Annotated in this window: 24 protein-coding genes; 9 read left to right on the top strand and 15 right to left on the bottom strand. The window is 70.7% G+C overall.

Translation table 11 applies throughout. The annotated features are described in order from the left end of the window. Window positions 1-9 precede the first annotated feature (9 nt). From BLV96_RS36835 to BLV96_RS36810, 6 genes are all read right to left on the bottom strand, one after another. Window positions 10-1,191 carry an ABC transporter ATP-binding protein gene (locus tag BLV96_RS36835; protein WP_086676208.1) on the bottom strand — a complete coding sequence of 394 codons (1,182 nt, stop codon included), beginning with the start codon at window positions 1,189-1,191 and terminating at the stop codon, window positions 10-12. Between the two features lie 2 nt (window positions 1,192-1,193). Continuing rightward, window positions 1,194-2,033, bottom strand: a complete 840-nt coding sequence (locus BLV96_RS36830; protein WP_086676210.1) for a carbohydrate ABC transporter permease — start codon at window positions 2,031-2,033, stop codon at window positions 1,194-1,196. Next, complete coding sequence (locus BLV96_RS36825) at window positions 2,033-2,998, bottom strand: carbohydrate ABC transporter permease (RefSeq protein WP_086676212.1); 966 nt, start codon at window positions 2,996-2,998, stop codon at window positions 2,033-2,035. The genes BLV96_RS36830 and BLV96_RS36825 overlap by 1 nt, the downstream gene beginning before the upstream one ends. Further along, entirely contained in the window at window positions 2,995-4,317 is a 1,323-nt protein-coding gene (locus BLV96_RS36820; protein ID WP_086676214.1) for an ABC transporter substrate-binding protein, read from the bottom strand. Before BLV96_RS36820 ends, BLV96_RS36825 begins: the two co-directional genes overlap by 4 nt. 245 nt (window positions 4,318-4,562) lie before the next feature. Next, window positions 4,563-5,087 (bottom strand): YflT domain-containing protein, encoded by a 525-nt coding sequence (locus BLV96_RS36815; protein ID WP_167379855.1) that lies wholly within the window; start codon window positions 5,085-5,087, stop codon window positions 4,563-4,565. A gap of 118 nt (window positions 5,088-5,205) precedes the next feature. Further along, window positions 5,206-6,402, bottom strand: coding sequence for an acyl-CoA dehydrogenase family protein (locus tag BLV96_RS36810; RefSeq protein WP_086676218.1), 1,197 nt, complete (start codon window positions 6,400-6,402; stop codon window positions 5,206-5,208). 133 nt (window positions 6,403-6,535) lie between these two features. Between BLV96_RS36810 and BLV96_RS36805 the strand changes: the two genes are divergently transcribed. Both BLV96_RS36805 and BLV96_RS36800 read left to right on the top strand, forming a co-directional pair. Next, entirely contained in the window at window positions 6,536-6,931 is a 396-nt protein-coding gene (locus tag BLV96_RS36805) for a DUF4190 domain-containing protein (RefSeq protein ID WP_086676220.1), read from the top strand. Between the two features lie 41 nt (window positions 6,932-6,972). Next, window positions 6,973-7,551: a DUF4190 domain-containing protein gene (locus tag BLV96_RS36800; protein ID WP_086676222.1), complete on the top strand. Its 579-nt coding sequence runs from the start codon at window positions 6,973-6,975 to the stop codon at window positions 7,549-7,551. Here the strand turns inward: BLV96_RS36800 and BLV96_RS36795 are convergent. Further along, window positions 7,548-8,432 (bottom strand): slipin family protein, encoded by an 885-nt coding sequence (locus BLV96_RS36795; RefSeq protein WP_086676223.1) that lies wholly within the window; start codon window positions 8,430-8,432, stop codon window positions 7,548-7,550. The genes BLV96_RS36800 and BLV96_RS36795 overlap by 4 nt on opposite strands. A 94-nt stretch (window positions 8,433-8,526) precedes the next feature. Here BLV96_RS36795 and BLV96_RS36790 point away from each other — a divergent pair, with 94 nt between their 5' ends. Genes BLV96_RS36790 through BLV96_RS36775 form a run of 4 tightly spaced genes read left to right on the top strand, consistent with a single transcriptional unit; the run spans window position 8,527 to window position 12,375 of the window. Further along, entirely contained in the window at window positions 8,527-9,438 is a 912-nt protein-coding gene (locus BLV96_RS36790) for an aminoglycoside phosphotransferase family protein (protein WP_086676225.1), read from the top strand. A 10-nt stretch (window positions 9,439-9,448) separates the two neighbouring features. After that, the gene (locus BLV96_RS36785) at window positions 9,449-10,726 is read left to right on the top strand and encodes a magnesium transporter MgtE N-terminal domain-containing protein (protein ID WP_086676227.1); all 1,278 of its coding nucleotides are present in this window, start codon (window positions 9,449-9,451) and stop codon (window positions 10,724-10,726) included. Beyond that, window positions 10,719-11,219, top strand: a complete 501-nt coding sequence (locus tag BLV96_RS36780) for a DUF1003 domain-containing protein (RefSeq protein WP_086676229.1) — start codon at window positions 10,719-10,721, stop codon at window positions 11,217-11,219. The genes BLV96_RS36785 and BLV96_RS36780 overlap by 8 nt, the downstream gene beginning before the upstream one ends. A gap of 10 nt (window positions 11,220-11,229) precedes the next feature. Then, window positions 11,230-12,375, top strand: coding sequence for an Mrp/NBP35 family ATP-binding protein (locus tag BLV96_RS36775; protein ID WP_167379854.1), 1,146 nt, complete (start codon window positions 11,230-11,232; stop codon window positions 12,373-12,375). A gap of 9 nt (window positions 12,376-12,384) precedes the next feature. On the opposite strand, the gene BLV96_RS50055 is transcribed toward BLV96_RS36775, so the two are convergent. The 5 genes from BLV96_RS50055 to sigE form a co-directional block, all read right to left on the bottom strand. Continuing rightward, on the bottom strand, window positions 12,385-13,419 hold the full coding sequence (locus tag BLV96_RS50055; RefSeq protein ID WP_158104130.1) for a hypothetical protein: 1,035 nt from the start codon (window positions 13,417-13,419) through the stop codon (window positions 12,385-12,387). A gap of 108 nt (window positions 13,420-13,527) precedes the next feature. Continuing rightward, on the bottom strand, window positions 13,528-13,962 hold the full coding sequence (tatB, locus tag BLV96_RS36765; RefSeq protein ID WP_086676235.1) for a Sec-independent protein translocase protein TatB: 435 nt from the start codon (window positions 13,960-13,962) through the stop codon (window positions 13,528-13,530). A gap of 77 nt (window positions 13,963-14,039) precedes the next feature. Then, window positions 14,040-15,557 carry a trypsin-like peptidase domain-containing protein gene (locus BLV96_RS36760; protein ID WP_167379853.1) on the bottom strand — a complete coding sequence of 506 codons (1,518 nt, stop codon included), beginning with the start codon at window positions 15,555-15,557 and terminating at the stop codon, window positions 14,040-14,042. Window positions 15,558-15,883: 326 nt separating this feature from the next. After that, window positions 15,884-16,534: an anti-sigma factor family protein gene (locus BLV96_RS36755; protein ID WP_086676238.1), complete on the bottom strand. Its 651-nt coding sequence runs from the start codon at window positions 16,532-16,534 to the stop codon at window positions 15,884-15,886. Then, on the bottom strand, window positions 16,531-17,130 hold the full coding sequence (gene sigE / locus BLV96_RS36750; RefSeq protein WP_208608424.1) for an RNA polymerase sigma factor SigE: 600 nt from the start codon (window positions 17,128-17,130) through the stop codon (window positions 16,531-16,533). The genes BLV96_RS36755 and sigE overlap by 4 nt, the downstream gene beginning before the upstream one ends. 209 nt (window positions 17,131-17,339) lie before the next feature. On the opposite strand from sigE, the gene BLV96_RS36745 reads away from it, so the two are divergent. After that, entirely contained in the window at window positions 17,340-17,984 is a 645-nt protein-coding gene (locus tag BLV96_RS36745; protein WP_086676242.1) for an O-methyltransferase, read from the top strand. Between the two features lie 527 nt (window positions 17,985-18,511). Here the strand turns inward: BLV96_RS36745 and BLV96_RS36740 are convergent. Next, on the bottom strand, window positions 18,512-19,699 hold the full coding sequence (locus BLV96_RS36740; protein ID WP_091390064.1) for an MFS transporter: 1,188 nt from the start codon (window positions 19,697-19,699) through the stop codon (window positions 18,512-18,514). Window positions 19,700-19,761: 62 nt separating this feature from the next. Here BLV96_RS36740 and BLV96_RS36735 point away from each other — a divergent pair, with 62 nt between their 5' ends. After that, the gene (locus BLV96_RS36735; RefSeq protein ID WP_091390061.1) at window positions 19,762-20,664 is read left to right on the top strand and encodes a LysR family transcriptional regulator; all 903 of its coding nucleotides are present in this window, start codon (window positions 19,762-19,764) and stop codon (window positions 20,662-20,664) included. A 718-nt stretch (window positions 20,665-21,382) separates the two neighbouring features. On the opposite strand, the gene BLV96_RS36730 is transcribed toward BLV96_RS36735, so the two are convergent. Further along, window positions 21,383-22,837 carry a leucyl aminopeptidase family protein gene (locus tag BLV96_RS36730; RefSeq protein WP_086681680.1) on the bottom strand — a complete coding sequence of 485 codons (1,455 nt, stop codon included), beginning with the start codon at window positions 22,835-22,837 and terminating at the stop codon, window positions 21,383-21,385. Window positions 22,838-22,926: 89 nt separating this feature from the next. Continuing rightward, on the bottom strand, window positions 22,927-23,094 hold the full coding sequence (locus tag BLV96_RS36725; RefSeq protein WP_086681677.1) for a DUF3117 domain-containing protein: 168 nt from the start codon (window positions 23,092-23,094) through the stop codon (window positions 22,927-22,929). A 197-nt stretch (window positions 23,095-23,291) separates the two neighbouring features. Here BLV96_RS36725 and BLV96_RS36720 point away from each other — a divergent pair, with 197 nt between their 5' ends. Beyond that, window positions 23,292-24,086, top strand: a complete 795-nt coding sequence (locus tag BLV96_RS36720) for an enoyl-CoA hydratase-related protein (RefSeq protein ID WP_086681674.1) — start codon at window positions 23,292-23,294, stop codon at window positions 24,084-24,086. Window positions 24,087-24,100 lie beyond the last annotated feature (14 nt).

Below are 24,100 nucleotides of genomic sequence, written 5' to 3'. Positions count from 1 at the left end.
CACGACCGGCTAGCCCTCGTAGGTGAGGTTCTTGCCGTTCGATGGGTCGAACAGCTTGATCTTGTCCGCGTCGTACCAGACTTCGAGGTCCGCGTTCTCCGCCGCGGACGACTCCGCCGACAGCCGGGCCACGATCTGGGACTCCGCGCCCGGGACGTCGGACGAACCGCTGTCCGCGGCCAGCTCCGCCAGCTCCTCGGACGTCGCCACGTCACCTTCCAGCGTGAAGTGGGCGAACTTCTCCGAACCCATCGACTCCAGGACGTCGATGTGCGCGGTGAACGTGCCGCCGCCGGACTTCTGGCCGGCCTCGACCAGCGCTGCGTCCTCGAAGTGCTCCGGCCGGATGCCGACCAGCACCTCCCGCGGCGCGTTCGCCTTCTCCACCAGCTGCCGGACGCGGTCCGTCAGCGGTGTCGTGCCGAGAGCACTGCGCAGCTCGTTGTTCTCCAGCGTCGCCGGGACGAAGTTCATCGACGGCGAGCCGATGAACCCGGCCACGAACAGGTTCGCCGGGTTGTCGTAGAGGAACTGCGGCGCGCCGATCTGCTGCACGTACCCGCCGCGCAGCACCACGACCCGGTCGCCCAGGGTCATGGCTTCGGTCTGGTCGTGCGTGACGTACAGCGTCGTCGTGCCGAGCTGCTTCTGGATCTTCGACACCGAGGTGCGCATCTGGCCGCGCAGCTTGGCGTCCAGGTTGGACAGTGGTTCGTCCATCAGGAACGCCTTGGGGCTGCGGACGATCGCCCGCCCCATCGCGACGCGCTGCCGCTGGCCACCGGAGAGGTTGGCCGGCTTGCGGTCCAGGTGCTGGGTCAGGTCGAGGATCGTCGCCGCCTCTTCGACCTTCGCCCGGACCGTCTTGTCGTCGACCTTCGCCAGCCGCAGCGGGAAGGCCATGTTCTCCCGGACGCTCATGTGCGGGTAGAGCGCGTAGGACTGGAACACCATCGCGATGTCCCGGTCCTTCGGGGCCTTTTCGTTGACGCGCTGGCCGTCGATGCGCAGCTCGCCGGAGGAGATGTCCTCCAGCCCCGCCACCATGTTCAGCGTCGTCGACTTCCCGCAGCCGGACGGGCCGACCAGGATGATGAACTCGCCGTCGGCGATGGTGATGTCCACTTCGGACACCGCGAGCGCGCCGTCAGGGTACTTCTTCGACACCTTGTCGAGGACGATTTCAGCCATGACTACCCCTTCACCGCACCGGAGGTCAGCCCCGCCACGATGCGACGCTGGAAGAACAACACGAACACAATGATCGGGATGGTGATCACGACCGCGGCCGCGCTCACCTGTCCCGTCGGGTCCTCGAACTGCGAGGACCCGGTGAAGAACGACAGCGCCGCCGGCACCGTGCGCGACGCCGTGGTCGACGTCAGCGAGATGGCGAACAGGAAGTCGTTCCAGCAGAAGATGAACACCAGGATCGCGGTGGTGAACACACCCGGCGCGGCCAGCGGCGCGATCACCCGCCGGAACGCCTGGGCCGGCGTCGCGCCGTCCATCTTCGCCGCCTTTTCCAGCTCCCACGGGATTTCGCGGAAGAACGCCGACAGCGTGTAGATCGACAGCGGCAGGGCGAACGTGATGTAGGGCAGGATCAGGCCGGGCCAGGTGTCGAACAGCCCGAGGTTCCGCTCGATGTTGAACAGCGGCGTCACCAGCGACACCTGCGGGAACATCGCGATCAGCAGCGAGAGCCCGACGAGAAGCTGCTTGCCGGGGAACTCCAGCCGCGCGATCGCGTACGCGGCCATCGTGCCCAGCACCACCGCGATCACGGTCGAGATGATCGCGATGCCGATCGAGTTCACCAGCGCCAGCAGGAACTCCGACGTCTGGAAGATGTCCGCGTAGTTCTGCCAGGTCCACGACTGCGGGATGAACGACCCGTCGGTCAGCGTGTCCTTGGTCTTGAACGACAGCGAAACGACCCAGAGCACCGGCACCAGCGCGAACACCAGCACGAGGATGTCGACCAGGCCCCACCTGACTTTGCGGCCCGTCGTGACGGTTCCCATCACCATCAGCGCTTACCCCCGTCGTCCGAGCCAGGTGCGGCCGTGCCGAACACCTTGATGAAGATGAAGGCGATGATCGCCACGGTGATGAAGATCAGCACCGCCATCGTCGACCCGATCCCGAGGTTGAGGCCCTTGACCAGGTTGTCGTAGGTCTGCATGGACACCGAGCCGGTGTCCTGCGCGCCACCGGTGAGCACGTAGATGTTGTCGAAGATCCGGAACGCGTCGAGCGTGCGGAACAGCAGCGCCACCAGGATCGCCGGCTTCATCACCGGCAGCATCACCTTCGTGAACCGCTGCCACGCGCTCGCGCCGTCCATCGCCGCGGCCTTGAGCAGGTCGTCCGGCACCAGCGCGAGGCCGGCCATCAGCAGCAGCGCCATGAACGGCGTGGTCTTCCACACCTCGGCGCCGATGATGATGAACATCGACGGCCACTGGTCGGTCAGCGGCGCCGCGTCCGCGGCCAGCCAGTTCGCCAGGTAGCCGGTCTTCGGCGTCCACGCGTAGTACCACGAGAACGCCGCGACGACCGTGACGATGCCGTACGGGATCAGGGCGACCGTGCGGACGAGGCCGCGCCCGACGAGCGTCCGGTGCATGATCAGCGCCAGCGCCATGCCGAGCACGAACTCGATGGCCACCGACACGACGGTCAGGAACATCGTCGTGCCGAACGCCGTCCACCAGTACGAATTGGACAGCACGGCCCCGTAGTTGTCGAAGCCGACGAACTGCTGCTGCGCCGGGAAACGCAGGTCGTAGCGCTGCAGCGACAGCCAGATCGAGTAGACGATCGGGTAGCCGGTGACGGCGATCATCACGACGAACGCGGGCGCGCACAGCCACAGCCCGAGCCGCCGCTCGGCCTTCTTCCCTTCGGAGAGGGCGGGTTTGCCCTTCTTCTCGCGCGACACGGGTTCCGGTGCCGCGGTGGCTCCCGCCGTGGTCGGGTCCTGGACGGTCACGGGATCACTCCCTTCGACTGGAGAGCGTCGTTGAGCTGCTCGCGCAGCTTCGAAGCGGTGGCCTGCGGGTCGATTTCGCCCGGCGGGGAAAGGACTTTCGACATCACGGTCGACATGTTCTGGTACGCCGGGGTCAGCGGCCGCACCGCGGCGTCCTTCAGCGCGTCCAGGATGGAGTCGCGCATCGGGTACTTGATCGCCATGTTCGGGTTGTCGTCACCGGCCGGCTTCGAGGGGTCGAGCGGGGTGTCGTTGTGGTACACCGATTCGATGGTCGGTGGCACGCCGTCGTTGATCGCCGAGAACTTCTGGTTCTCCGCGCTCCGCAGGCACAACGCCGCTTCGTACGCCTCGGGCTTGTGCGCCGACAACGAGCTGACCGCGAGGTCGTACCCGCCGATGGTGGTCTTGGCCGGGGTCCCGGCTTGCGCCTCGGGGTAGACAGCCCACTTCATGTGCGAGACGTCCTGCGGCTTGTCCTTGGCGTAGGAGGCGTAGACGAACGGCCAGTTCAGCTCGAACGCGGCGTCGCCGCGCTGGAACGTCTGCCGGACGTCGTCCTCCTTCGAGTTGGTCAGCGACGGGTCGGTGATCCCCGACGCGGTGATCTGCTTCAGCAGCGCGAGCGCCTTCACCGCGCCGTCGTCCATGACGACGGACTTGCCGTCGTCGGACAGGATGTGCCCGCCCATCGACTCGACGAGGGTGTTGTAGAAGACGACGAGGCCTTCATACTGCGCGCCGGTGAAGACGATGCTGTACGGCTTGCCCTGCGCCTTCAGCTCCTTCGACTTCTGGATCATCTCGTCCCACGTCTTGGGCGCGGACGGGGTGATCCGGTCGTCGTACCAGAGCAGCTGGATGTTCGTGTTCTTCGGGGCCGCGTAGAGCTTGCCGTTGTAGGTCGCGGTTTCCAGCGGTCCCTGCAGGACGCCTTCGGACGCCGCGGTCTTGTTCTGATCCTTCCACTCGTCGATCCACCCGGCTTCGGCGAACTCCGAAACCCAGGTCACGTCGAGGCCGAGGACGTCCATCGCGGTGTCACCCGCGGCGAGCCGCCTGGCCATCTGCAGGCGCTGGTCGTCCGAACCGCGCTGCAGCTTGTTGTAGACGATTTCGTACTTCCCGCCGGCTGCCTTGTTGCAGTTGTCGACGACTTTCTGGAAGCTGTCCTCGGGCGCGTAGTAGACGTTGATCTTGAGCCCGCCGCCCGATCCGCAACCGGCCAGCATGCCGGTCACCAAAGCCCCTGCCCCCAGCAGGACCGCGGTACGGCCGGGCGAGCGTCCCCGTTTGCCCGCGCCGATCCTCTTCCCCATAAGGCCTCCTCACCCGCGTGCACGCCGGATACCGCGGTGCCCCGGTGGGCACCACGACGCGATGAGGCGAAACCGCGCCAGCACCCCGACGTGCTAGTGCTCGGGCCGCCGCGCTGGTTGGGCGAGGCCGCCCGACTGGTGTCGGACAACTTATGCCGGGCGATCACACCCCGCAAGCAGTATCGGTAACGATTCAGCCCACTGCAGCTCGAACCGTGATTTTCCCCTGATAATGGCGGCTTTTTTCAGGTCATCGCGGGCGGCGGTTTGAGGGCGAGCTTGGCGAGCAGCTCCCGGCCCTGCTCGGCGGTGCGCGGCTGGCACAGGACGTCGTACCGGCCGGCGACGAGCTGGCTCGCCGAGGAGAAGTCCCGCCGCCCGCGCGACATGCTGTACCCGATGGCGGCGAACATCAGCCCGGACAGGACGCCGAGCACGAGCCCGGTCAGCAGCTGCAGCACGAAGCCCTGGTTGACGAACAGGCCGAGCAGCAACCCGGCGAAGAGGCCGAACCACGCGCCGGAGACGGCACCGGTACCGAGCACGCGGCCCCACGACAGCTTCCCGATGACCCGTTCGACGAGCATCAGGTCCACCCCGACGATCGTGACGTCGCTGACGGCGAACTCGCTTTCGGCGAGGAAATCGACGGCCTGCTGCGCCTCGCCGTAGGTCGCGTACGACCCGATCGGCCAGCCGGTCGGCGGGGTCGGCAGCCGAGGCAGGTTGCCGGGCGCCCGGCTCCCGCCGAAGGGACTACTCACCATCATCACCTGCGCACTCGTGGGTCTGGGCGTCCATCTTGTCAAGAACGCCCGGACCGTGCGAGCCGCTTACCCCGAAAGGCCGGAGCCGGTTGTCGCCGTATCGACAAAGCGGCCCCGAGCGTCAGCCGCGGGACTTGTACTCGCGCAGCAACCCGCGCGAGATGATCGTCTTCTGGATCTCGCTCGTGCCCTCGCCGATCAGCAGGAACGGGGCCTCGCGCATGAGCCGCTCGATCTCGTACTCCTTCGAGTACCCGTAGCCGCCGTGGATCCGGAACGAGTCCTGCGTGACCTCCGCGCAGTACTCCGACGCGATCAGCTTCGCCATCCCCGCCTCGACGTCGTTGCGCTCGCCCGAGTCCTTCAGCCGGGCCGCGTTCACCATCATCAGGTGGGCCGCCTCGACCTTCGTCGCCATCTCGGCCAGCTTGAACGCCACGGCCTGGTGCTCCGCGATCGCCTTGCCGAACGTCTTGCGCTGCTGGGCGTACTCCACCGCCAGCTCGAACGCCCGGATCGCGATGCCGCACGCCCGCGCCGCGACGTTCACGCGGCCGACCTCGACACCGTCCATCATGTACGCGAACCCGCGGCCCGGGGTCTCACCGAGCACCATGTCCGACCCGATGCGATAGCCGTCGAAGACCGCTTCGGTCGTGTCGACGCCCTTGTAGCCCATCTTGTCGATCTTGCCCGGGATGGTCAGGCCCGGCGCCACCTCGCCGAAGCCCTCCGGCTTCTCCACGAGGAACGTCGTCAGGTTCTGGTGGGCCTTCTCGGCACCTTCGTCGGTCTTGACGAGCAGCGCGATCAGGTTGGACGAACCGCCGTTCGTCAGCCACATCTTCGAGCCGTCGATGACGTAACCGTCACCGTCACGGCGAGCGCGGGTCTTGATCGCGGCGACGTCCGAGCCGAGGTCCGGCTCCGACATCGAGAACGAGCCGCGGACCTCGCCGGTCGCCATCCGGGGCAGGAAGTGCTGCTTCTGCGCTTCCGTGCCGTGGCGGGAGATCATGTGCGCCACGATGAAGTGGGTGTTGATCACGCCGGACACGCTCATCCAGCCGCGGGCGATCTCCTCGACGACCAGCGCGTAGGTCAGCAGCGACTCGCCGAGCCCCCCGTACTCCTCCGGGATCGTGATCCCGAACAGGCCCATCTCCTTCATGCCCTCGACGATGTCCGCCGGGTAGGTGTCGGAGTGCTCGAGCTCCTGCGCGTGCGGGATGACCTCCTTGTCCACGAACGAGCGGACGGTCGCGAGGATCTCCGACTGCACGTCGGTCAGGCCGGCGGTCTGGGCGAGACGGGCCATCACGGCTCCCTTTCCGTTGCGACGCCGGCTCCCGGCGCTGGGTTACCGGTGAGTATGACCCGAATCCCCCAACCCTGCTATGAGGGCGCTCACGCTTCGCGTCGTACAGTGCGGTTCGACAGGGGAGGGCACCATGACTTATCCGCAGGACCCGAACAACCCGTACGGCCAGCAGCCGCAGTCGGGCGGCTACCAGCAGCCCGGCTACGGCCAGCAGTACCCGAGCGGCGGCTTCCCGCAGTACCCGCCGCAGTACCCGGGCGGCATGCAGGCGCCGCCGCCGGAGGGACCGGGTCTCGCCATCGGCGCGCTGATCTGCTCCATCCTCGGCATCTTCCTCTGCGTCCTCGTGACGATCGCGGGCATCGTGATGGGCCACATCGCCCTCGCCAAGGCCAAGCGCGGCGAAGCGGAAGGCCAGGGCGTCGCGCTCGCGGCGGTCATCGTGGGGTACATCGGGATCGGGCTCAACGTCCTGGCGCTGATCCTGCTCTTCGGGTTCGGCTTCGCCCACGAGCTCTTCCGCTGACCGGTTAAATTGGGGCCCAGCACGCATCGAGGGGACCCGCCATGACCGACCCGTCCGGGGACAACGACCGTCCGGCCGTGTCCTACGACCCGCCGCCCACCGCGGAGCCGGCGCCGTACGCGCCGGAGAACTACGACCCGCCGGCGGGCGACAGCACGGTCACCGAGCCGCCGAAGCCGGAACCGGAACCGGTCGCGCCCGCCCCCGAGCTGCCGCCCGGGTCGTTCGAGACGCCGGCCGCGCACATCCCCGGCACGCCGTACGCGGCACCGGGGCAGCCGGTGTACCAGCAGCCGTACCCGCCGGTCTACGCGCAGCCGTACGGCGGCGGCCCGGCGCCGTACGTCCAGCCGCCGTACGTGCCGGGTCCGCCGCGGGGGCAGGACAACGCGCTCGCCATCGGCGCGCTGGTCTGCTCCATCCTCGGCTTCTGCTCGGGCATCACGGCGATCGCCGGGCTGATCATGGGCCACGTCGCGCTGGGCAAGACGAACCGCGGCGAAGGGGGCGGCCGCGGCGTGGCCACGGCCGCCGTGATCATCGGCTACGTCGTGATCGCGCTGTGGTTCGGCTTCTTCACGACGCTGATCGTCCTGGGCGCGAACGGCCAGCTGGACTAGTCGGCCGGCAGCACCGCGTCGCCGGGGCTGCGCGGTGCCGGCGTCGCGTGGCCGTTCGCCTCCGGCTTGGCGTCCGTCAGCTCGGGTTCCGGCTCGGGAGCCGCGGGAGCCGGTGCCGGAGCGGCCGGCTTGGGGGTCTGCGCGTCCAGGAACCGCAGGAGCTCCACCGGGAACGGCAGCACCAGCGTCGAGTTCTTCTCCGACGACACCTGCACGACCGTCTCCAGCAGCCGCAGCTGCAGGGCCGACGGGGTGTCGGCCATCCGGGCCGCGGCCTGCGCGAGCTTGTGCGACGCCTGCAGCTCACCATCGGCGGAGATGACGCGCGCACGCCGTTCCCGCTCCGCCTCGGCCTGGCGCGACATCGAGCGCTTCATCGCCTCCGGCAGCGCGACGTCCTTGATCTCGACGCGGTCGATGTGGATGCCCCAGTCCAGCGCCGGGCTGTCGATCATCAGCTCCAGGCCCTCGTTGAGGCGCTCGCGGTTGGAGAGCAGGTCGTCGAGGTCGCTCTTGCCGATGATCGAGCGCAGCGACGTCTGCGCGACCTGGCCGACCGCCGACCGGTAGTCCTGGACGTTGACCGCCGCGACGACCGGGTCGATGACCTTGAAGTAGACGACCGCGTCGACCCGGACCGTGACGTTGTCCCGGGTGATGCCGTCCTGGGCGGGCACCGGCATGGTCACGATCTGCATGTTGACCTTCTGCAGCCGGTCCGCGAACGGCACCAGCAGCATCAACCCGGGTTCCGCGACCCGGGACCGCACCCGTCCGAACCGGTAGACCAGTCCGCGTTCGTACTGCTTGACGACGCGCACGCTCGACGCGAGCCAGGCTCCACCCGCGACGACGACGGCGCTGAGGATCTCCACCAGCATGGCTGCCTCCGGGGGTTGCTTTTACCCCTGAAAAACCCAGCGTACGCCCGCGGCGACCATGACGAAACGCGCTGGACCGCACCGCCAGACTGGGGTGGTGAACGATCTCCGCGTCCCGCCCCTGTTCGCCGCCCGCGCGCCCCGGGTGCTCGGCCCCGGCGCCGTCCCGTGGCTGGCGGCACTGCCCGACCTCGCCGCCTCCTACGCGCGGAAGTGGGACCTGACGTTCGAGGGCGCGGCGATGCACGGTTACGTCGGCGTGGTGCAGCCCGCGCGGCTGCCCGACGGGACGCCGGTGGTGCTGAAACTGGGCTGGCGCGACGAAGAATCCGCCGACGAGCCGCTCGCACTGTCCACATGGGCCGGCCGGGGTGCGGTGCTGCTGCTGGAGTCCGCACCGGACGACGGCGTCCTGCTGCTCGAACGGCTCGACGCCGGACGCACCCTCGACGACCTCCCGCTGCGCTCGGCGATCCCGCTCATCGGCGGCTTGGCGCGGCGCCTGGCCGTCCCCGCGCCGGCGTCGATGCGGCGGCGGCTGCGCACCGAAGCCGCGGAACTGGCCGAGGAACTCCCCCGCCGCTGGGCCGAGCTCGGCGAGCCGTTCGAGCGGCGGCTGGTCGACGACGCCGTCGCGATCTGCCGCGAGCTGGGCCCGTCGGCGGGCGAGCTGCTGGTGAACGAGGACCTGCACTTCCAGAACGTCCTGGCCGGCACCAGGGAACCGTGGCTGGTCATCGACCCGAAGCCGCTCGCCGGTGACCTCGAGTGGGGCGTGATCCCGTTGTTCTGGAACCGCTTCACGGAGTCCACACTGGACGAACGGTTCGCGCTGATCGTCGAATCGCACGAACTGGACGCGTCCAAGGCGCGCGCGTGGACGCTCGTGCGGGCCGTGCAGAACTGGATCTGGATGATCGAGGAGCACCTCGAGTCCGGCGAGGAGAGCGACGACCCGGCGTTCGTCACAGTGGCGGAAATCGCCCCCTGGGCAGCCAGCCGATAGTGTCAGCGGCATGGCCGCGGTCAACAGGGTTTTCGCAGCTCAGCTGTCCGGGTTGCCCGTGTTCGGGCCGGACGGCGAGTCCATCGGCCGGGTCCGCGACCTGGTCGCCGGCCTGCGCCTCGACGCCCAGCCGCCGCGGCTCCTCGGCCTGGTCGTCGAGCTGGCCACCCGGCGGCGGGTCTTCGTGCCGATGCTGCGCGTCACCGCGATCGAGCCCAGCGCCGTGACGCTCGCGACCGGCTCGGTCAACATGCGCCAGTTCAACCAGCGCCCCAACGAGGTCCTGGTGCTCGGGCAGCTGCTCGACGCGCACGCCACGCTCGCCGGCTCGGACACGCGGATCACCGTCGTCGACGCCGGGATGGAACCGACCCGCACCCGCGACTGGGTGCTCGCCAAGCTCGCCATCCGCGAGCGGCGGGTCGGGCTGGGCCGCCGCCGCGCGGCGATGCAGGTGCTGCCCTGGTCGGAGGTGGCCGGGCTGGGCCTGGCCGACCTCGGCGCGCAGCCGCAGGGCGCCGGCCAGCTGCTCATGCTCTTCGACACGATGCGCCCGGCCGACATCGCCGCGACCGTGCGCGACCTGCCGCTCAAGCGCCGGCACGAGGTCGCCGACGCGATGGACGACGAGCGCCTCGCCGACGTCATCGAAGAGCTGCCGGACGACGACCAGAAGGAGCTGCTGGCCTACCTGGCCGAGGAGCGCGCGGCCGACGTCCTCGAGGCGATGAACCCCGACGACGCCGCCGACCTGCTGGCCGAGCTGGCCCCGGCCGAGCAGAGCCGGCTGCTGGAGCTGATGGAGCCCGAGGAGTCCGCGCCGGTCAAGCGGCTGCTGGAGTACTCGTCGGACACCGCGGGCGGCCTGATGACGCCGGAGCCGGTGGTGCTGACCCCGGACACGACGATCGCCGAAGCGCTGGCCCACATCCGCAACGCCGAGCTGCCGCCCGCGCTGGCCAGCATGGTGTTCGTCTGCCGCCCGCCGACCGCGACGCCGACCGGGCGCTACGTCGGCGTCGTCCACTTCCAGCGGCTCCTGCGCGAGCCGCCCGCCGAGCTGGTCGCCAGCGCCGTGGACACCGGGCTGCCACCGCTGAAACCGGGTGCCTCGCTGGCCGAGGTCACGCGGTACTTCGCGGCCTACAACCTGACCTGCGGACCGGTCGTCGACACCGAGGACCACCTGATCGGCGCGGTGACCGTCGACGACGTCCTCGACCACCTGCTGCCGGAGGACTGGCGCGAGACCGGGCTGCACGACACCTTGGAGGAAGACCGTGCCTGAACCGACTTCGGGACGGCGGCTCGACCAGCCCCGCAGCCAGAACCGGTTCAGGCTGAACATCGACCCGGACACCTTCGGCCGGTTCACCGAGCGGATCGCCCGGTTCCTGGGCACCGGGAAGTACCTGTTCTGGCAGACGCTGATCGTCATCGTCTGGATCGTGCTGAACCTCACAGCGCTGTCGCTGCGGTGGGACCCGTACCCGTTCATCCTGCTCAACCTGGCCTTTTCGACGCAGGCGGCGTACGCGGCGCCGCTGATCCTGCTGGCGCAGAACCGGCAGGACGACCGCGACCGCGTCTCCCTGGAAGAGGACCGGAACCGGGCCGCGCAGACGAAAGCGGACACGGAGTACCTGGCCAGGGAGCTGGCGGCGCTGCGGCTGGCGATCGGTGAGGTCGCGACGCGCGACTACCTGCGCAGCGAGCTGGACCGGCTGCGAGACGACCTGGACGTAAAGCCCAAGAAATCCCGTACCCCTACCAGTACGTAACATGGACTGGGTGACCAGCACCCAGCAGCTCCCCAGCGTCGACGACGTCCGCAGCGCGCTGAAGAGCGTGCAAGACCCGGAGATCCGGAAACCCATCACGGACCTGGGGATGGTCAAGGACGTGGTCGTCGGCGACGACGGCGTCGTGACGGTCGGGATCTACCTGACGGTGGCCGGCTGCCCGCTCAAGGCGACGCTGACCAACGACACGAAGGAAGCCGTCTCGAAGCTCCCCGGCGTCGCGGACGTGCGCGTGGAGCTCGACGTCATGAGTGACGAGCAGCGCTCCGAGCTGCGGAAGTCCCTGCGCGGCGACGCGGCCGAGCCGGTGATCCCGTTCGCCCAGCCGGGCTCGATGACGCGGGTGTACTGCGTGGCGTCGGGCAAGGGCGGCGTCGGCAAGTCGTCGGTGACGGTCAACCTGGCGGCGGCGATGGCCGCGCGCGGGCTGTCGGTGGGTGTCGTGGACGCGGACATCTACGGCCACTCGATCCCCCGCATGCTGGGCGCGCGCGAGAAGCCGACCAAGGTCGACACGATGATCATGCCGCCGCAGGCGCACGGCGTGAAGGTGATCTCGATCGGCATGTTCACCCCGGGCAACACGCCTGTCGTGTGGCGCGGGCCGATGCTGCACCGCGCGCTGCAGCAGTTCCTGGCGGACGTCTTCTGGGGCGACCTGGACATCCTGCTGCTGGACCTCCCGCCGGGCACCGGCGACATCGCGATCTCGGTGGCCCAGCTGATCCCGAACGCGGAGATCCTGGTGGTCACGACCCCGCAGCAGGCGGCGGCCGAGGTGGCCGAGCGCGCGGGGGCGATCGCGCTGCAGACGCGTCAGCGCGTCGCCGGGGTCATCGAGAACATGTCGTGGCTGGAGACGCCGTCCGGGGAACGCATGGAGATCTTCGGCTCGGGCGGCGGTGAGGCGGTGGCTTCGTCGCTGACCAAGTCGATCGGGTCGGAGGTGCCGCTGCTCGGGCAGGTCCCGATGGACCCGCGCATGGTCGCCCAGGGCGACGCGGGCGAGCCGCTGGTGCTGACCGAGCCGGAGGCGCCGGCGTCGGTGGTGCTGAAGGACGCGGCGAAGAAGCTGACGGTCAAGGCCCGCGGCCTGGCCGGGATGATGCTGAACGTCACCCCGGCCGGCCGCTGAGCCGTCCGGTCAGGAGCAGCGCCAGGAGTACGCGGTCGAGTTCTCCGTGGTGGAGTCGTAGCGGTAGCCGCCCGCGGTGCCGTCGTCGCCGATGACCACGGGCAGGTCGGCCGCCAGGTCGCCGAACTTCGCGACGAAGGTGCCCTGGTTCCAGACGCCGTAGCCGGTGCCGGCGGAGTCGTTGCCGCCGTTCGCGTTGTCGATGCGGCCGGTGATCAGGCCGGCGGCGTTGATCGAGAACCCCGGGTTGGCGGTGGACAGGTTGTAGCTGGACTTCGGCAGGACGTGGGCCGCGTGCTGCTGGTCCCAGTAGACGCCGACGTTCTTGCCGTTGTAGACGCCGTAGCCGACGACGCGGCCGTTCTTGATGGCTTCGGGCCACTTGAACTCCAGGCCCGGCAGGGTGCCGAGGTGGGTCAGCGTCCCGTCGCGCCAAAGATCGGAGCTGTTCAGCACGATCGTCCCGTCGGTGTCGACCGCGACCGGGCCGACGCCGGACGAGGGCGCGCCGGGCAGCAGCGTCACGCTGTCCGGCTGGGTGGCGGGCCAGCGGGCGGCGATCCGGCCGGTCCCGTCCTGCTTGGCGACGGTGCCGATGACGTCGCCGGAGTCGGTGATGCCGACGGCGTCCGACCGCGCGTAGCCCCCGGACGCCGGGAGCGGCAGCTCGACGAGCCCGCCGCCGGAGCTCTTGAACGCCTTCTCGACGACGTATCCGGAGATCGAGGTGCGCGCGGTCCCGGCGACGGCACCCGCGCGGTTCTCGGCGGTCACCCGCGGGTTCATGGCGCGGGCGACGCCGAGGTCGGTGTACCCGCCGCCGGTCCAGGCCGCGGCCCGGGTGCCGGCCGAGCCGGCGGGCCGGGTCCAGCCGGCGAAGCCGCCCTTGTCGTCGGTCGCGGTCACCTGCGCGCTGACGGAGGTGCCGGCGGCGAGCACGGTGGGCTTCCAGGTGCAGGCGGCTTCGGTGGCGGCGGACGCGGTCTGACCGGATCCCAGCAGGCCCAGGGCGAGCAGCGCGCAGCCCAGCGATCTGAGTTTCATCATCTCCCCTTCGTTCGCGGGCGGCGGCCGGCCGCCCCCGCTCGAACGTAGCGAGGAGAACGGTCGCCGCTCAGGAACTGAGGGGGACCCGGGAAACGGACAAAGGGGTCAGGTGGCGTCGGGGTCGATCGGCGGGCGCTCCCCCGGCTTCAGGGGTTCCGGCGTCTTCGCCTGGGTCGCCGGGTGCCCGTTCGAGCCGTTCGTCCCGTTCGAACCGTTGGCACCGCCCAGGTTCGGGCTGCCGTTCGTGATGCCCTTGATGCCGAGCGGGTCCGCGTCGCCGTCGAACAGGTGCTGCGTCACCACCCGCTTCGGGTCGAAGTTGCGCAGCCCGCGCAGGTCTTCGAGTGGCTTGCGGAGCTGGTCGAACTCCGGGCCCATCTCCTCGCGCAGCTGTTCCCGCGCGCCGGTCGCGAAGTCGCGGACCTTCTTCACGCTCTTCGCCATCCAGGACGCCGCTTCGGGAAGCCGTTCCGGGCCGAGGATGAAGAGACCGGCGATGATGAGGACGAGGATTTCCCCCCATCCGACACTGTCGAACACCCGTCTACCTCCGCTCGGAACCTACCCGCCCAGGGTACCCGCCCCCTGCCGCGTTCCGGCAGGCCGAACGCGGGAACTCAGTCGGAAGCCAGGGTTACGTCCACGACGAAGCTGGCGCCGTCGCGGGCCAGCTGCACCGGCACGACCTCGCCGACGTCGTGGGCGCGCACGGCGACCGTCATCTCGGCCGAGTCGCGCACCAGGCGGCCGCCGATCTTCGTGATGACGTCGCCCTCCTTGATGCCGGCGTTCGCGGCCGGGCCGCCGGGGGCGACGTTCTTCACCTGGGCGCCCATGGTCGAGGAGCCGGCGACCGTCGACGAGGCGTTGATGCCGATGTCGGCGTGCTGGACCTTGCCGTCCTTGATCAGCGCCTTCGCGATCTTGATCGCGTAGTCGCTGGGGATGGCGAAGCCGATGCCGATGCTGCCGCCGTCGGCGCCGGAGGAGCGGATCGAGGAGTTGATCCCGACGAGCGCGCCGGTGGCGTCGACGAGCGCGCCGCCGGAGTTGCCGTGGTTGATGGCGGCGTCGGTCTGGATGGCTTCGTAGGTGACCGGCGGGGCGCCGTTGTCGCCGCCCGCGGTGATCGGCCGGTTGAGGGCGCTGACGATGCCGGCGGTCACCGAGTTCTGCAGCGCCAGCGGCGAGCCGATGGCCATCACGGTGTCGCCGACCTGCAGGTCCGCGGACTTGCCGATCTGCAGGACGGTCGGGTTGGTGACGTTGACCTTGACGACGGCGAGGTCGGTCTTCTGGTCGGAGCCGACGAGCTTGGCCTCGGTGCGGGTGCCGTCGATGAAGATCGCGGTGACCTTGACGCCGGGGTCGGCGCTCGCGGAGGAGATCACGTGCTCGTTGGTGAGGATGTAGCCCTGCGGGTCGATCATGACGCCGGAGCCCTGCTCCCCGGAGTCGGCGCCGGGCTTGTAGACCTCGAGCGAGACGACGGCGGGCGCGACGCGCTTGGCGATCTCGGCGACCGAGCCGGCGGGCCGTTCCTTGGCGGCCTCGGCTTCGGAGATGGTGGCGGAGCCGGTGAGCTCGTTCCCGGTGTCGGCGACCCACCACCCGACGAGCCCCCCGACGGCCCCGACGAGCAGCGCGACGACCCCGAGCAGCGCGAGCGCCTTCGGCTGCACGCGGCGGCCGAAGAGCACCTCGGGCAGGCTGAGCAGCGCGCCGGGAGGGCGTTTCGCGGGCTTTTCCTCGTCTTCGGCGGGCATCGCGGGCCCGGCGAGGACGGCCCCGGCGCCGGGATCGCGCCAGGGGTCGCTGGTGCTGTTCCAGAGGGGCGGGTCCGGGGTTTCCGGGTCCCCGGTGGCTTCCCGCGGCCGTTCGAGCAGCACGCCTTCGGCCCCGGGCGGCCGCCGGAAGGCCTCGGCCAGCGACTCGGGAGCGGGCGGCGCGAGCCGGACGCCGTTGGGCTTCTGCGGGGTGTAGAGCTTGTCGAACGCACCATCGACCCCGGTGGGCCTGCCGAAGACGGCGGCCTGAGCGGGATCGACGGCCGGCCGCGCGAGCGGCCGCGGACCCAGCCGGTCGGCATCGCGCGCGCCGGGCTGCTCGGGATTCACGTTCGGCTCGGTCATCATTCCCCGGTGCAGAAGATCAGGTGGCTGGGCGTGACGATACCCAAGCCCAGTGCTCGGAGTCTGCCGGTCCGGCGGTGAAATGGCTGTTGCTTGGGTTCGTGGCGCCGGTCGGGCCGCGGCGGTGTCCCGAATGACTCATTCCGGTCTTCGGAGGTCCCGAATGGGTCATTCGCGACCTCCCAGGCCGCCGCCGAGCCGTCGCCGGATCCGGCCGCACCCGGCAGCGTCCCCGGCCGCCGCCGAGCCCGTCCAGCGCCGGCCGCGCCCCGGACATGCCGAAGGCCGCCACGAGGAATCCCTCATGACGGCCTTCGTGGAACGAAGTCTCAGCGCATCCCGGCCGGCACCGCGGCCGGCGTCGTGCTCACCGGGGTCGAAGGCGGCACCACCTGCTGCTGCGGGACCGCCATCTGGGCCGGCAGCAGGTTGGCCTGCTGCGGCGCCCCGCCACCGGTCTCCGGCGCGCCGTCACCGCTGTCCGCTGTCGTCCCCACCAGCGCCAGTGCGCTCAGCACCAGGCCCGAGACGACCACGCCGGCCCCCTGGGCCGCGCGGCGCTTGAAGCCGCCGACGACGTTCGGCGACTGGCCCAGCGGCGCCGATGATCCCAACGGCGCGACACCACCCAGCACGCCCGTTTCGCGCAGGCCCGCCACCCGGTCCGGGCGCTGGACCGCGACCAGCTGGCCGTCGGCGGTGATCGCCAGGTTGTCCGGGGTGCTCGGGAGCTCCGTGTGCTGCGGGATCGACTGCAGGCTCGCCAGGAACCCGGCCGACATCGACGGCGCCGACGCGCGGCGGATCGCCTCCACCGTCTGGCGCTGGGCGCGCACCTCGGCCGCGCACGCCGCGCAGCGCGTGATGTGCGAAGCCGCGCGGTCGCGCGGGCCGTGCGGAAGCTCTCCGTCGACGAACGCCACCACGGCGTCCGGCATCAGGTGCGACTCGGGGAGTCCCCAGCCTCGCGGTGCGGTCATACCGACACCTTCGCAGACTCCGGTGCGTAAGCGCGCCGGCGCTCGAGTGAAGCCCGCAGCGCCTGGCGCCCGCGGTGGATCCGGCTGCGGACGGTGCCCAGCTTGACCCCGAGCGTCGCGCCGATCTCCTCGTACGACAGGCCTTCGACGTCACACAGCACCACGGCGGCGCGGAACTCCGGGGGCAGCTCGTCGAGCGCCGCCTGCAGGTCCGGGTCCAGGTGGGTGTCGGAGAAGACCTGCTCGGGGCTCGGGTCGTCGCCCACGATGCGGTCGGTGTCCTCGGGCAGGCCTTCCATCCGCACGCGCGAGCGGCGGCGGGCCATGTCGAGGAACAGGTTGGTGGTGATCCGGTGCAGCCAGCCCTCGAACGTGCCGGGCTTGTAGGACGCCAGCGACCGGAAGACCCGGATGAAGGTCTCCTGGGTGAGGTCCTCGGCGTCGTGCGTGTTGCCGGTCAGGCGGTAGGCGAGCCGGTAGACCCGGTCGCTGTGCTCGCGGACGACCTCGTCCCAGGACGGCGGCGTCCAGACCGCCTCGTCCAGGGACACGGGCTGAGCCGCGTCGGCGTCGTTTTCGGCAACGGCGTTCTGCATCGCGGGAGCAGGCACCTCCATCTGTGTTTCTCCTGTCTGCTCCACCCAACGCGGGTCCTCGGCACGGTGTTCCCGTGTTCCTCACTGAGTCTGTCCGGACTCCTTATGGTTCTAGTGAGACTGGACTGAGAGCAGGCTGAGAACTTCTCCCCGGGTGCTTACCAGGGAGCCTGCGCTGATTTATCGACAACCAACGCTAACCTCCGTGCGTGAACACGCCCACCCCTGCGGCCGCACCGGCCGATTCCGGGTTCGTCGACGGGTACCTGCCCGACGACGAGGTGCTGGCCACGGCCCGGGCGCGGGCCGAGGACCTGGGCTGCACCCCGCTCAGCGCGGGTGCGGGCGCGACGTTGCGGTTCTTGGCCGCGACGCTGTGCGCGAAGGCGGTCGTCGAGGTCGGCACGGGGGCCGGGGTGAGCGGGCTGAGCCTGCTGCGCGGCATGGCGTCCGACGGCATCCTGACCTCGATCGACGTCGAGCCGGAGTACCAGCGGGCAGCGCGCGCGACGTTCCGCGAGGCCGGCTACGCCCCAGGCCGCACGCGGCTGATCATCGGGCGCGCGCTGGACGTGCTGCAGCGGCTCACGCCGGGCGGGTACGACCTGGTGTTCGTCGATTCCGCGCACATCGAGTACCCGGGGTGCTACGAGCTGGGCGTGTCGCTGCTGCGGCGGGGCGGGATCATCGCGTTCCACAACGTTTTGGCCGGTGGGAGGGTGATCGACCCATCGCACCGGGACCCGGAGACGCTGGCGTTGCGCGAGGTCGCGCGGGCGTTCCGGGAGGACGAGCGGCTGGTCCCGGCGTTGTTGCCGGTGGGCGGCGGCCTGCTGGTCGCGGCGGCGGTTTGAGCTGTTGTCCACAGGTCGCGCCGGCTGTGGACAACTGGGCTTCGGCGGGGTCTGTTGTCGGTGGGGGCCGGTAGACTGGCCAAGGGGACGCCCCCCTGGGTGAGGCGGGGGCCCGGCAAAGTCGGATCGTGCGACCCAACCCCGGCGACTCGGACGTCATGAACGACCCTTTCACCGCGTCTGGCGAGGTGAAAGGGTCGTTCATGACGTCCGCTCCCGGGAATCATGGCCGCGTGCCCGGCCTGTCCGGCGACTTTGCCGGAGCCCTGCCTGGGAGTGACGGCGGCCCGGCAAGTCGCGCCGGCCCGCTCCGCAGCAGCTCCGCCGGCCATCGGCGAACGGCGGCCTGCCCCCCGACTTCGCCGGAGCCCCGCCTGGGAGTGGCGGGGGTCGGCCGCGGACGTCGGCGGCCGGGTTTGGTCCAGCGGCTTCGCACTCGAGTCGAGGAGGTGGCCGGCTCAGGCGCGGACCGGTCGCCAAAGCCATGACGAATTTCGCCGGAACCCTGCCAGCGAGGCGGGCGCAGCTCAGGCGGCGCTGACCAGCTCACGCCGCTCTTCGCGAACCCGCGTCCCCACGCTCACCGCGGCCGCCGCCAGCAGGAGCCACGCCGCCACCAGCGCGATCAGCCACGGCCAGCCCGCGTGCCCGTACACCCACGCCCCCGCTGCCCCTCCGACGCTGCTCCCCAAGTAGTACGTCGCCGTGTACATGCCGCCCACCTGGCCGCGCGCGTTCTCCGGCGCGTCGGCCGCCGCCCAGCCGTTCGCCACCGCGTGCGCGGCGAAGAACGCGCACGTCAGGACCAGGAAACCGGCGATCACCAGCGGCAACGAGTCCGGCAACGTCAGCGTCGCGCCAACCGCCGTCAGCAGCAGAGCGCCGATCAGCGCCCGGCGGCGGCCCACTCGCGCGACCAGCCGGCCGGCCGCGGCCGACGACACCGAGCCCGTCGCGTACGCCAGGAACACCAGCGACGCGATCGCCGGCGACAGGTCCAGCGGGTCGCCGGTCAGCCGGAACCCGGCCGCGTTGTACAGCGCGACGAACGAGCCCATCGCCAGCAGCGCGACCGCGTACTGGGCCAGTAGGACCGGCTTGCTCAACGCCGTGACCAGGCCTTTCGCGACGGCGCGGAGCTGGGCGTCCCCACGGGCGCGGGTGCCCGGCGGCAGCGTCACGACGGTGATCGCCGAGCAGATCGCGCCCACGCCCGCGACGACGAACAGCGCGCCGCGCCAGCCCAGCGGCCCGGCGGTGAACCCGCTGGCCAGCCGGCCGAGCATGCCGCCGATCGTGTTGCCCGCGATCATCGCGCCGACGGCCGCCGCGACGCCCGCGCGGCCGAGCCGTTCGGCCAGGTACGCCGCCGCGACGCCGGGGAAGCCGGCGATGGCGACGCCCTGCAGCGCGCGCAGGACGAGCAGCGCCGGGTAGGTCGGCATCAACGGCAGCAGCAGCCCGAACACGACGGACGCGATCACCGACGTCAGGATCACCGGCCGCCGGCCGACGACCTCGGACAGCGCGGCGATCGGCAGGACGGCGATGGAGAGCGCACCGGTCGCGACGCTGACCGCGAGCGCCGCGCCGCCAGGGTCGAGGTGGTACTGCGCGGCGAGCTGGGGCAGCACCGGCTGCGGCGCGTAGAGCAGGGCGAAGGAGGAGATCCCGGCCGCGGCGACGGCGGTCTTGACTCGGCGCGTGGAAGTCACGGTTCGAAAGTAAGCAGGCCTAACCAATACGTCTAATGCACTCAGCTGGCAGAATCGATGCGGTGACGTATGACTCGCTGTCGGCGCAGGTGGCGCCGCACCTGCCGCTGCTGGCCGCCCTGCGCGAGACGAGGAACGTCACACGCGCGGCGGAGCTGCTGGGCGTACCGCAGCCGACGGTGAGCCGCCGGCTCGCGGCACTGGCAGACGCGCTGGGGGCGCCGCTGACGGTCCCGGACGGCCGCGGAATCCGCCTCACGCGCGCGGCGGAACTGCTGGCGGAGGCGGCCGAACGCGGGTTGGCAGCGGTCGAGAGCGGCGTCCGGCTGGCGCGCGAGGAGGTGGCGCCGGAGTCGGGGCACGTGGTGCTGGGGTTCCTGCACCTGCTCGGGCGGTCGCTGGTGCCTTCGCTGCTGCGCGGGTACCGGGCGCGGTTCCCGGGGGTGCGGTTCACGCTGGTGCAGGGGTCGCGGCAGGACATGGTCGCCCGGCTGGTGGACGGCGAGCTGGACCTGGCGCTGGTGGCGCCGCTGCCATCGGTGCCGTCGCTGGCTTCGGCGGGTCTGGTGGACGAGGAGATCCTGCTGTCGGTCCCGGCGGGCCACCACTTGGCGGGCCGGCGCTCGGTGCGGGTGGCGGAGCTGGCGGCGGAGGAGTTCGTACTGCTGGAGCAGGGGTACGGAGTTCGCACGTTGACGGACGAACTGTGCGCGGCGGCGGGCTTCACACCGCGGATCGCGTTCGAGGGGCAGGAGTCGGACACGGTGCGGGGCTTGGTGGCGGCGGGGCTGGGGGTGGCTTTGCTGCCGCGGTTCGGGCCGGGGACGCCGGCGGGGGTGGCGGAGGTGCCTTTGGAGCCGCGGCCTTATCGGAAGATCGGGTTGGTGTGGCGGGCGGAGGAGCCGATGACCCCGGCGGTGGCGGGGTTCCGCGACCACGTCCTGGCGACGGCTGCTAAGGGTTGAACCAGCGGACGGGCCCCGCACGGGGTGTGACGGGCGGACGAGCCGATCACCCGGGCCGTGGCAGGGTTACCCAACTGCGGCCTGGCGGCGACCGCCGGACAGCCCGCCCAAGCGTGGCGGGCCGACGAGCCAACGACCCCGGCGGGAGCCGAACTCCTCGACCGCGGCCCGGCAACGGCCGCCGGTGTTAACACCAGGAACCCCGCCCAGGCGGGGTTACCCAACCGCGGCCTGGCGGCGACCGCCAGATAGTCCGCCCAAGCGTGGCGGGCCGACGATCCGATGGCGCCGGCGGTAGCGGCGTTCGACCTCGCCAACGGCTGAGTCACCGGCGCTGGACATGCCCTGGACCCGGTAGCCACCGGGGTGAGTCCACGAGGGCAGCCGGATCGGTGGGCCGACCGCCGACCTGCCATGTCCCGAATGACTCATTCAGGACCCCCGATGTCTTGAATGACTCATTCAAGACATCGGAGCCGGCGGCGGCGGGATTCCGCGACCACGTCCAGGCGAGCGCGGCCGGGGTTGAGCCACCGGGGGCCGCCGCCGGACAGGCCCCCACCCAACCCGGGGGGCGTCCCTGGTCCAGTCTATCGGCCCCCACCGACAACACCGGTCCTGACCAGCGGGGTGTCCACAGCCGACCGGACTTGTGGACAACCACCCCGCCTCTTGCGTGCCTGGCTTCGGCAACACCAGCGGGCCTGCGGAAACCGCGTCAAGCCAGCGAAGCTGCCAGCTCCACCAAAGTCCGGGCCGCGAACCCCGTCGCTCCCGGGACCACCTCGTCGTAGTTCTTCTCCGACCGAGCCGGCCCCGCGATGTCCATGTGCGCCCACGGCAAGCCCTCGGTGAACTCGCGAAGGAACAACGCCGCCGTGATCCCGCCGGGCCCGGCCGGCGTCTGGCGCACGTCGCCGAACTCGCCCCTGACGTTCTCCGCGTAGTCCTCCACCAGCGGCATGCGCCACCACGCCTCGCCCACCCGCGCGCCCGCCGCGATCACCTCGGCGGCCAGCGAAGCGTCCGAAGCGAACAACCCGCCCGTTCGCAACCCCAGGGACACCTTCATCGCGCCCGTCAGCGTTGCCGCGTCCACCACCACGTCCGGGCTGAACCGGCGGATTCCGTACGCCAGCGCGTCCGCCAGGACCATCCGGCCCTCCGCGTCCGTGTTGCCGACCTCCGTCGTCTTGCCTCCGTAGTGGCGGACGATGTCGCCCGGCCGGTACGCGGACCCGGACACGTGGTTCTCCGCGCACGGGACCAACGCCGTCACGCGGATCGGGAGCCCGAGCGCCGCGATCGCGCGCGTTGCCGCGATCACCGCCGCGCCTCCTGCCATGTCCGTGCGCATCAGGTGCATGCCGTCGGCCGGCTTGATCGACAGGCCGCCCGTGTCGAACGTGATGCCCTTGCCGACCAGCAGCAGGTGCTTCGATGCGCCCGCCGGCTTGTACGCCATCTCGATCAGCCGCGGCGGCCGCGAAGAACCGCCGCCGACCGCCAGCACGCCGCCGAAGCCCTGCGTCGCCAGCCACTTCTCGTCGCGGACCGACACCTCGACGCGGGGGCCGGCCACCCGGGCGGCCGTGTCCGCCAGCCACGCCGGCGTCTTCACGTTGGACGGCGTGTTCGCCAGGTCGCGGGTCAACGCCGTCGCGGCCGCCAGCGCCGAAGCCCGGGCGACCGAGTCCGCCGCGACCGCGTTCGCCGTCACCAACCGGACCGTCCGCACGGACGCCGCGGGATCGGAACCCGTCACCTTGAACTTGTAGCCACCCAGCAGCAGGCCCAGCGCCAGCTCGGTGACGTGCTCACCGGACGCCTCTTCCGGCAGCTCCAGCTGCACCGCGCGAAACGCCTTACCTCCGCTGTCGACGTCGTCCGCCAGCGCCGCGTTGACCGCGCGGACCAGCGCCGCGCCCGCCTTCCGGTACTGCTTCGGCTCGCCGTCGCCGAGGCCCGCGACCCAGCGGGGACCGTCGGCCGGGACCGTCTGCACGTCGCCCGCCTTGCCGGTGATCCGGACGCCGCCGATCTCCAAGGGCTCGGACTCGACGTCGGCGGCGGGTGCGGTCACCAGCCGGGCCGTCGGGGTGCCGCGGCGGAGGTCGCCCGCGACCTCGATGTCGAGCAGGTTGGTCGGAACGGGGGGTAGCGGATTACGCACAGTGAGCAACCTTCGGGCGCAGAGGAACCGCGACCCCGGCCTCCGAAGGGAGACCGGGGTGCGACGGAAGGACGGTTCGGGGGGATCGGCTAGCCGGTGACCTCCGCCAAAGCGGCGCCGAGGTCCTTCGCTTCATCCGCGGAGAGTTCGACGACGAGTCGCCCACCACCCTCGAGCGGTACGCGCATCACGAGGCCCCGCCCCTCCTTAGTCACTTCGAGGGGACCATCTCCGGTCCGGGGCTTCATGGCCGCCATAGCGTGCTCCCTCCGTCTCAACCGGCGCGCCCGGGTCGCGCTCGCGTGAAAGCCAGCCGGGTCTGGTGTCCATTGTCCCTCATCAGCGGCCGGGCGCATCAGCGGACCGATCTTTTGCCGCCGTATCGGTGCTGGTATGCGGCTCGCGCGAGGTGAAAGACTGTCGAACGACCGATGCATCCGCGCAAGGAGAAGACGTGACCACATCCGACGTCCTGTTGACCGCCGACGCCGACGGGGTGCGCACCCTGACCCTCAACCGGCCGCAGGCGTACAACTCGCTGACCGTCGAGCTGAAGGAAGCACTGCTCGCGGCACTGCGCGAGGCGGCGGGCGACGAGGCGGTCCGCGCGGTCGTGCTGACCGGTTCCGGCAAGGCGTTCTGCGCCGGCCAGGATCTGAAGGAGCACGTGGGACTGCTGCAAGCGGGTGACCCCGCCCCGCTACACACGGTGAAGGAGCACTACAACCCGATCGTCCAGGCGATCGTGTCGATGGAGAAGCCGGTCATCGCGGCGATCAACGGCACCGCCGCCGGTGCCGGGGCCGCGTTCGCCTACGCCAGCGACCTGCGGATCGCCGCCGAGTCGTCGTCGTTCCTGATGGCGTTCGCCAACGTCGGGCTCGGCCCGGACTCGGGCGCGTCGTGGACGCTGCAGCGGCTGGTCGGCTACGGCCGCGCGGCCGAGCTGATGCTGCTCGCCCGGACCGTCGACGCGGCCGAGGCACTGCGGCTCGGCCTGGTCGGCGAGGTCGTGCCGGACGAAGAGCTGCCGGGCCGCGCCCAGAAGATCGCCGCGAAGCTGGCCAATGGGCCGACGGTCGCCTACGCGAAGATCAAGAGCGTGCTCAACCTGGCTGCGCAGTCGACGTTCGAGGAAGCCCTCGACGCCGAGGACGCCGCCCAGACCGCGCTCGGCGCGACCGCCGACCACACCGAGGCCGTCGAGGCCTTCGTCGGCAAGCGCAAGCCGAACTTCCAGGGAAAGTAGCCGCCGGGGGCTGC

The sequence above is a fragment of the Amycolatopsis pretoriensis genome, assembly GCF_900107925.1.
Taxonomy (GTDB): Bacteria; Actinomycetota; Actinomycetes; order Mycobacteriales; family Pseudonocardiaceae; genus Amycolatopsis; species Amycolatopsis pretoriensis.
The sequence above is the reverse complement of the archived record's forward strand: the minus strand, read 5'-3'. Positions and strand labels throughout refer to the sequence as shown.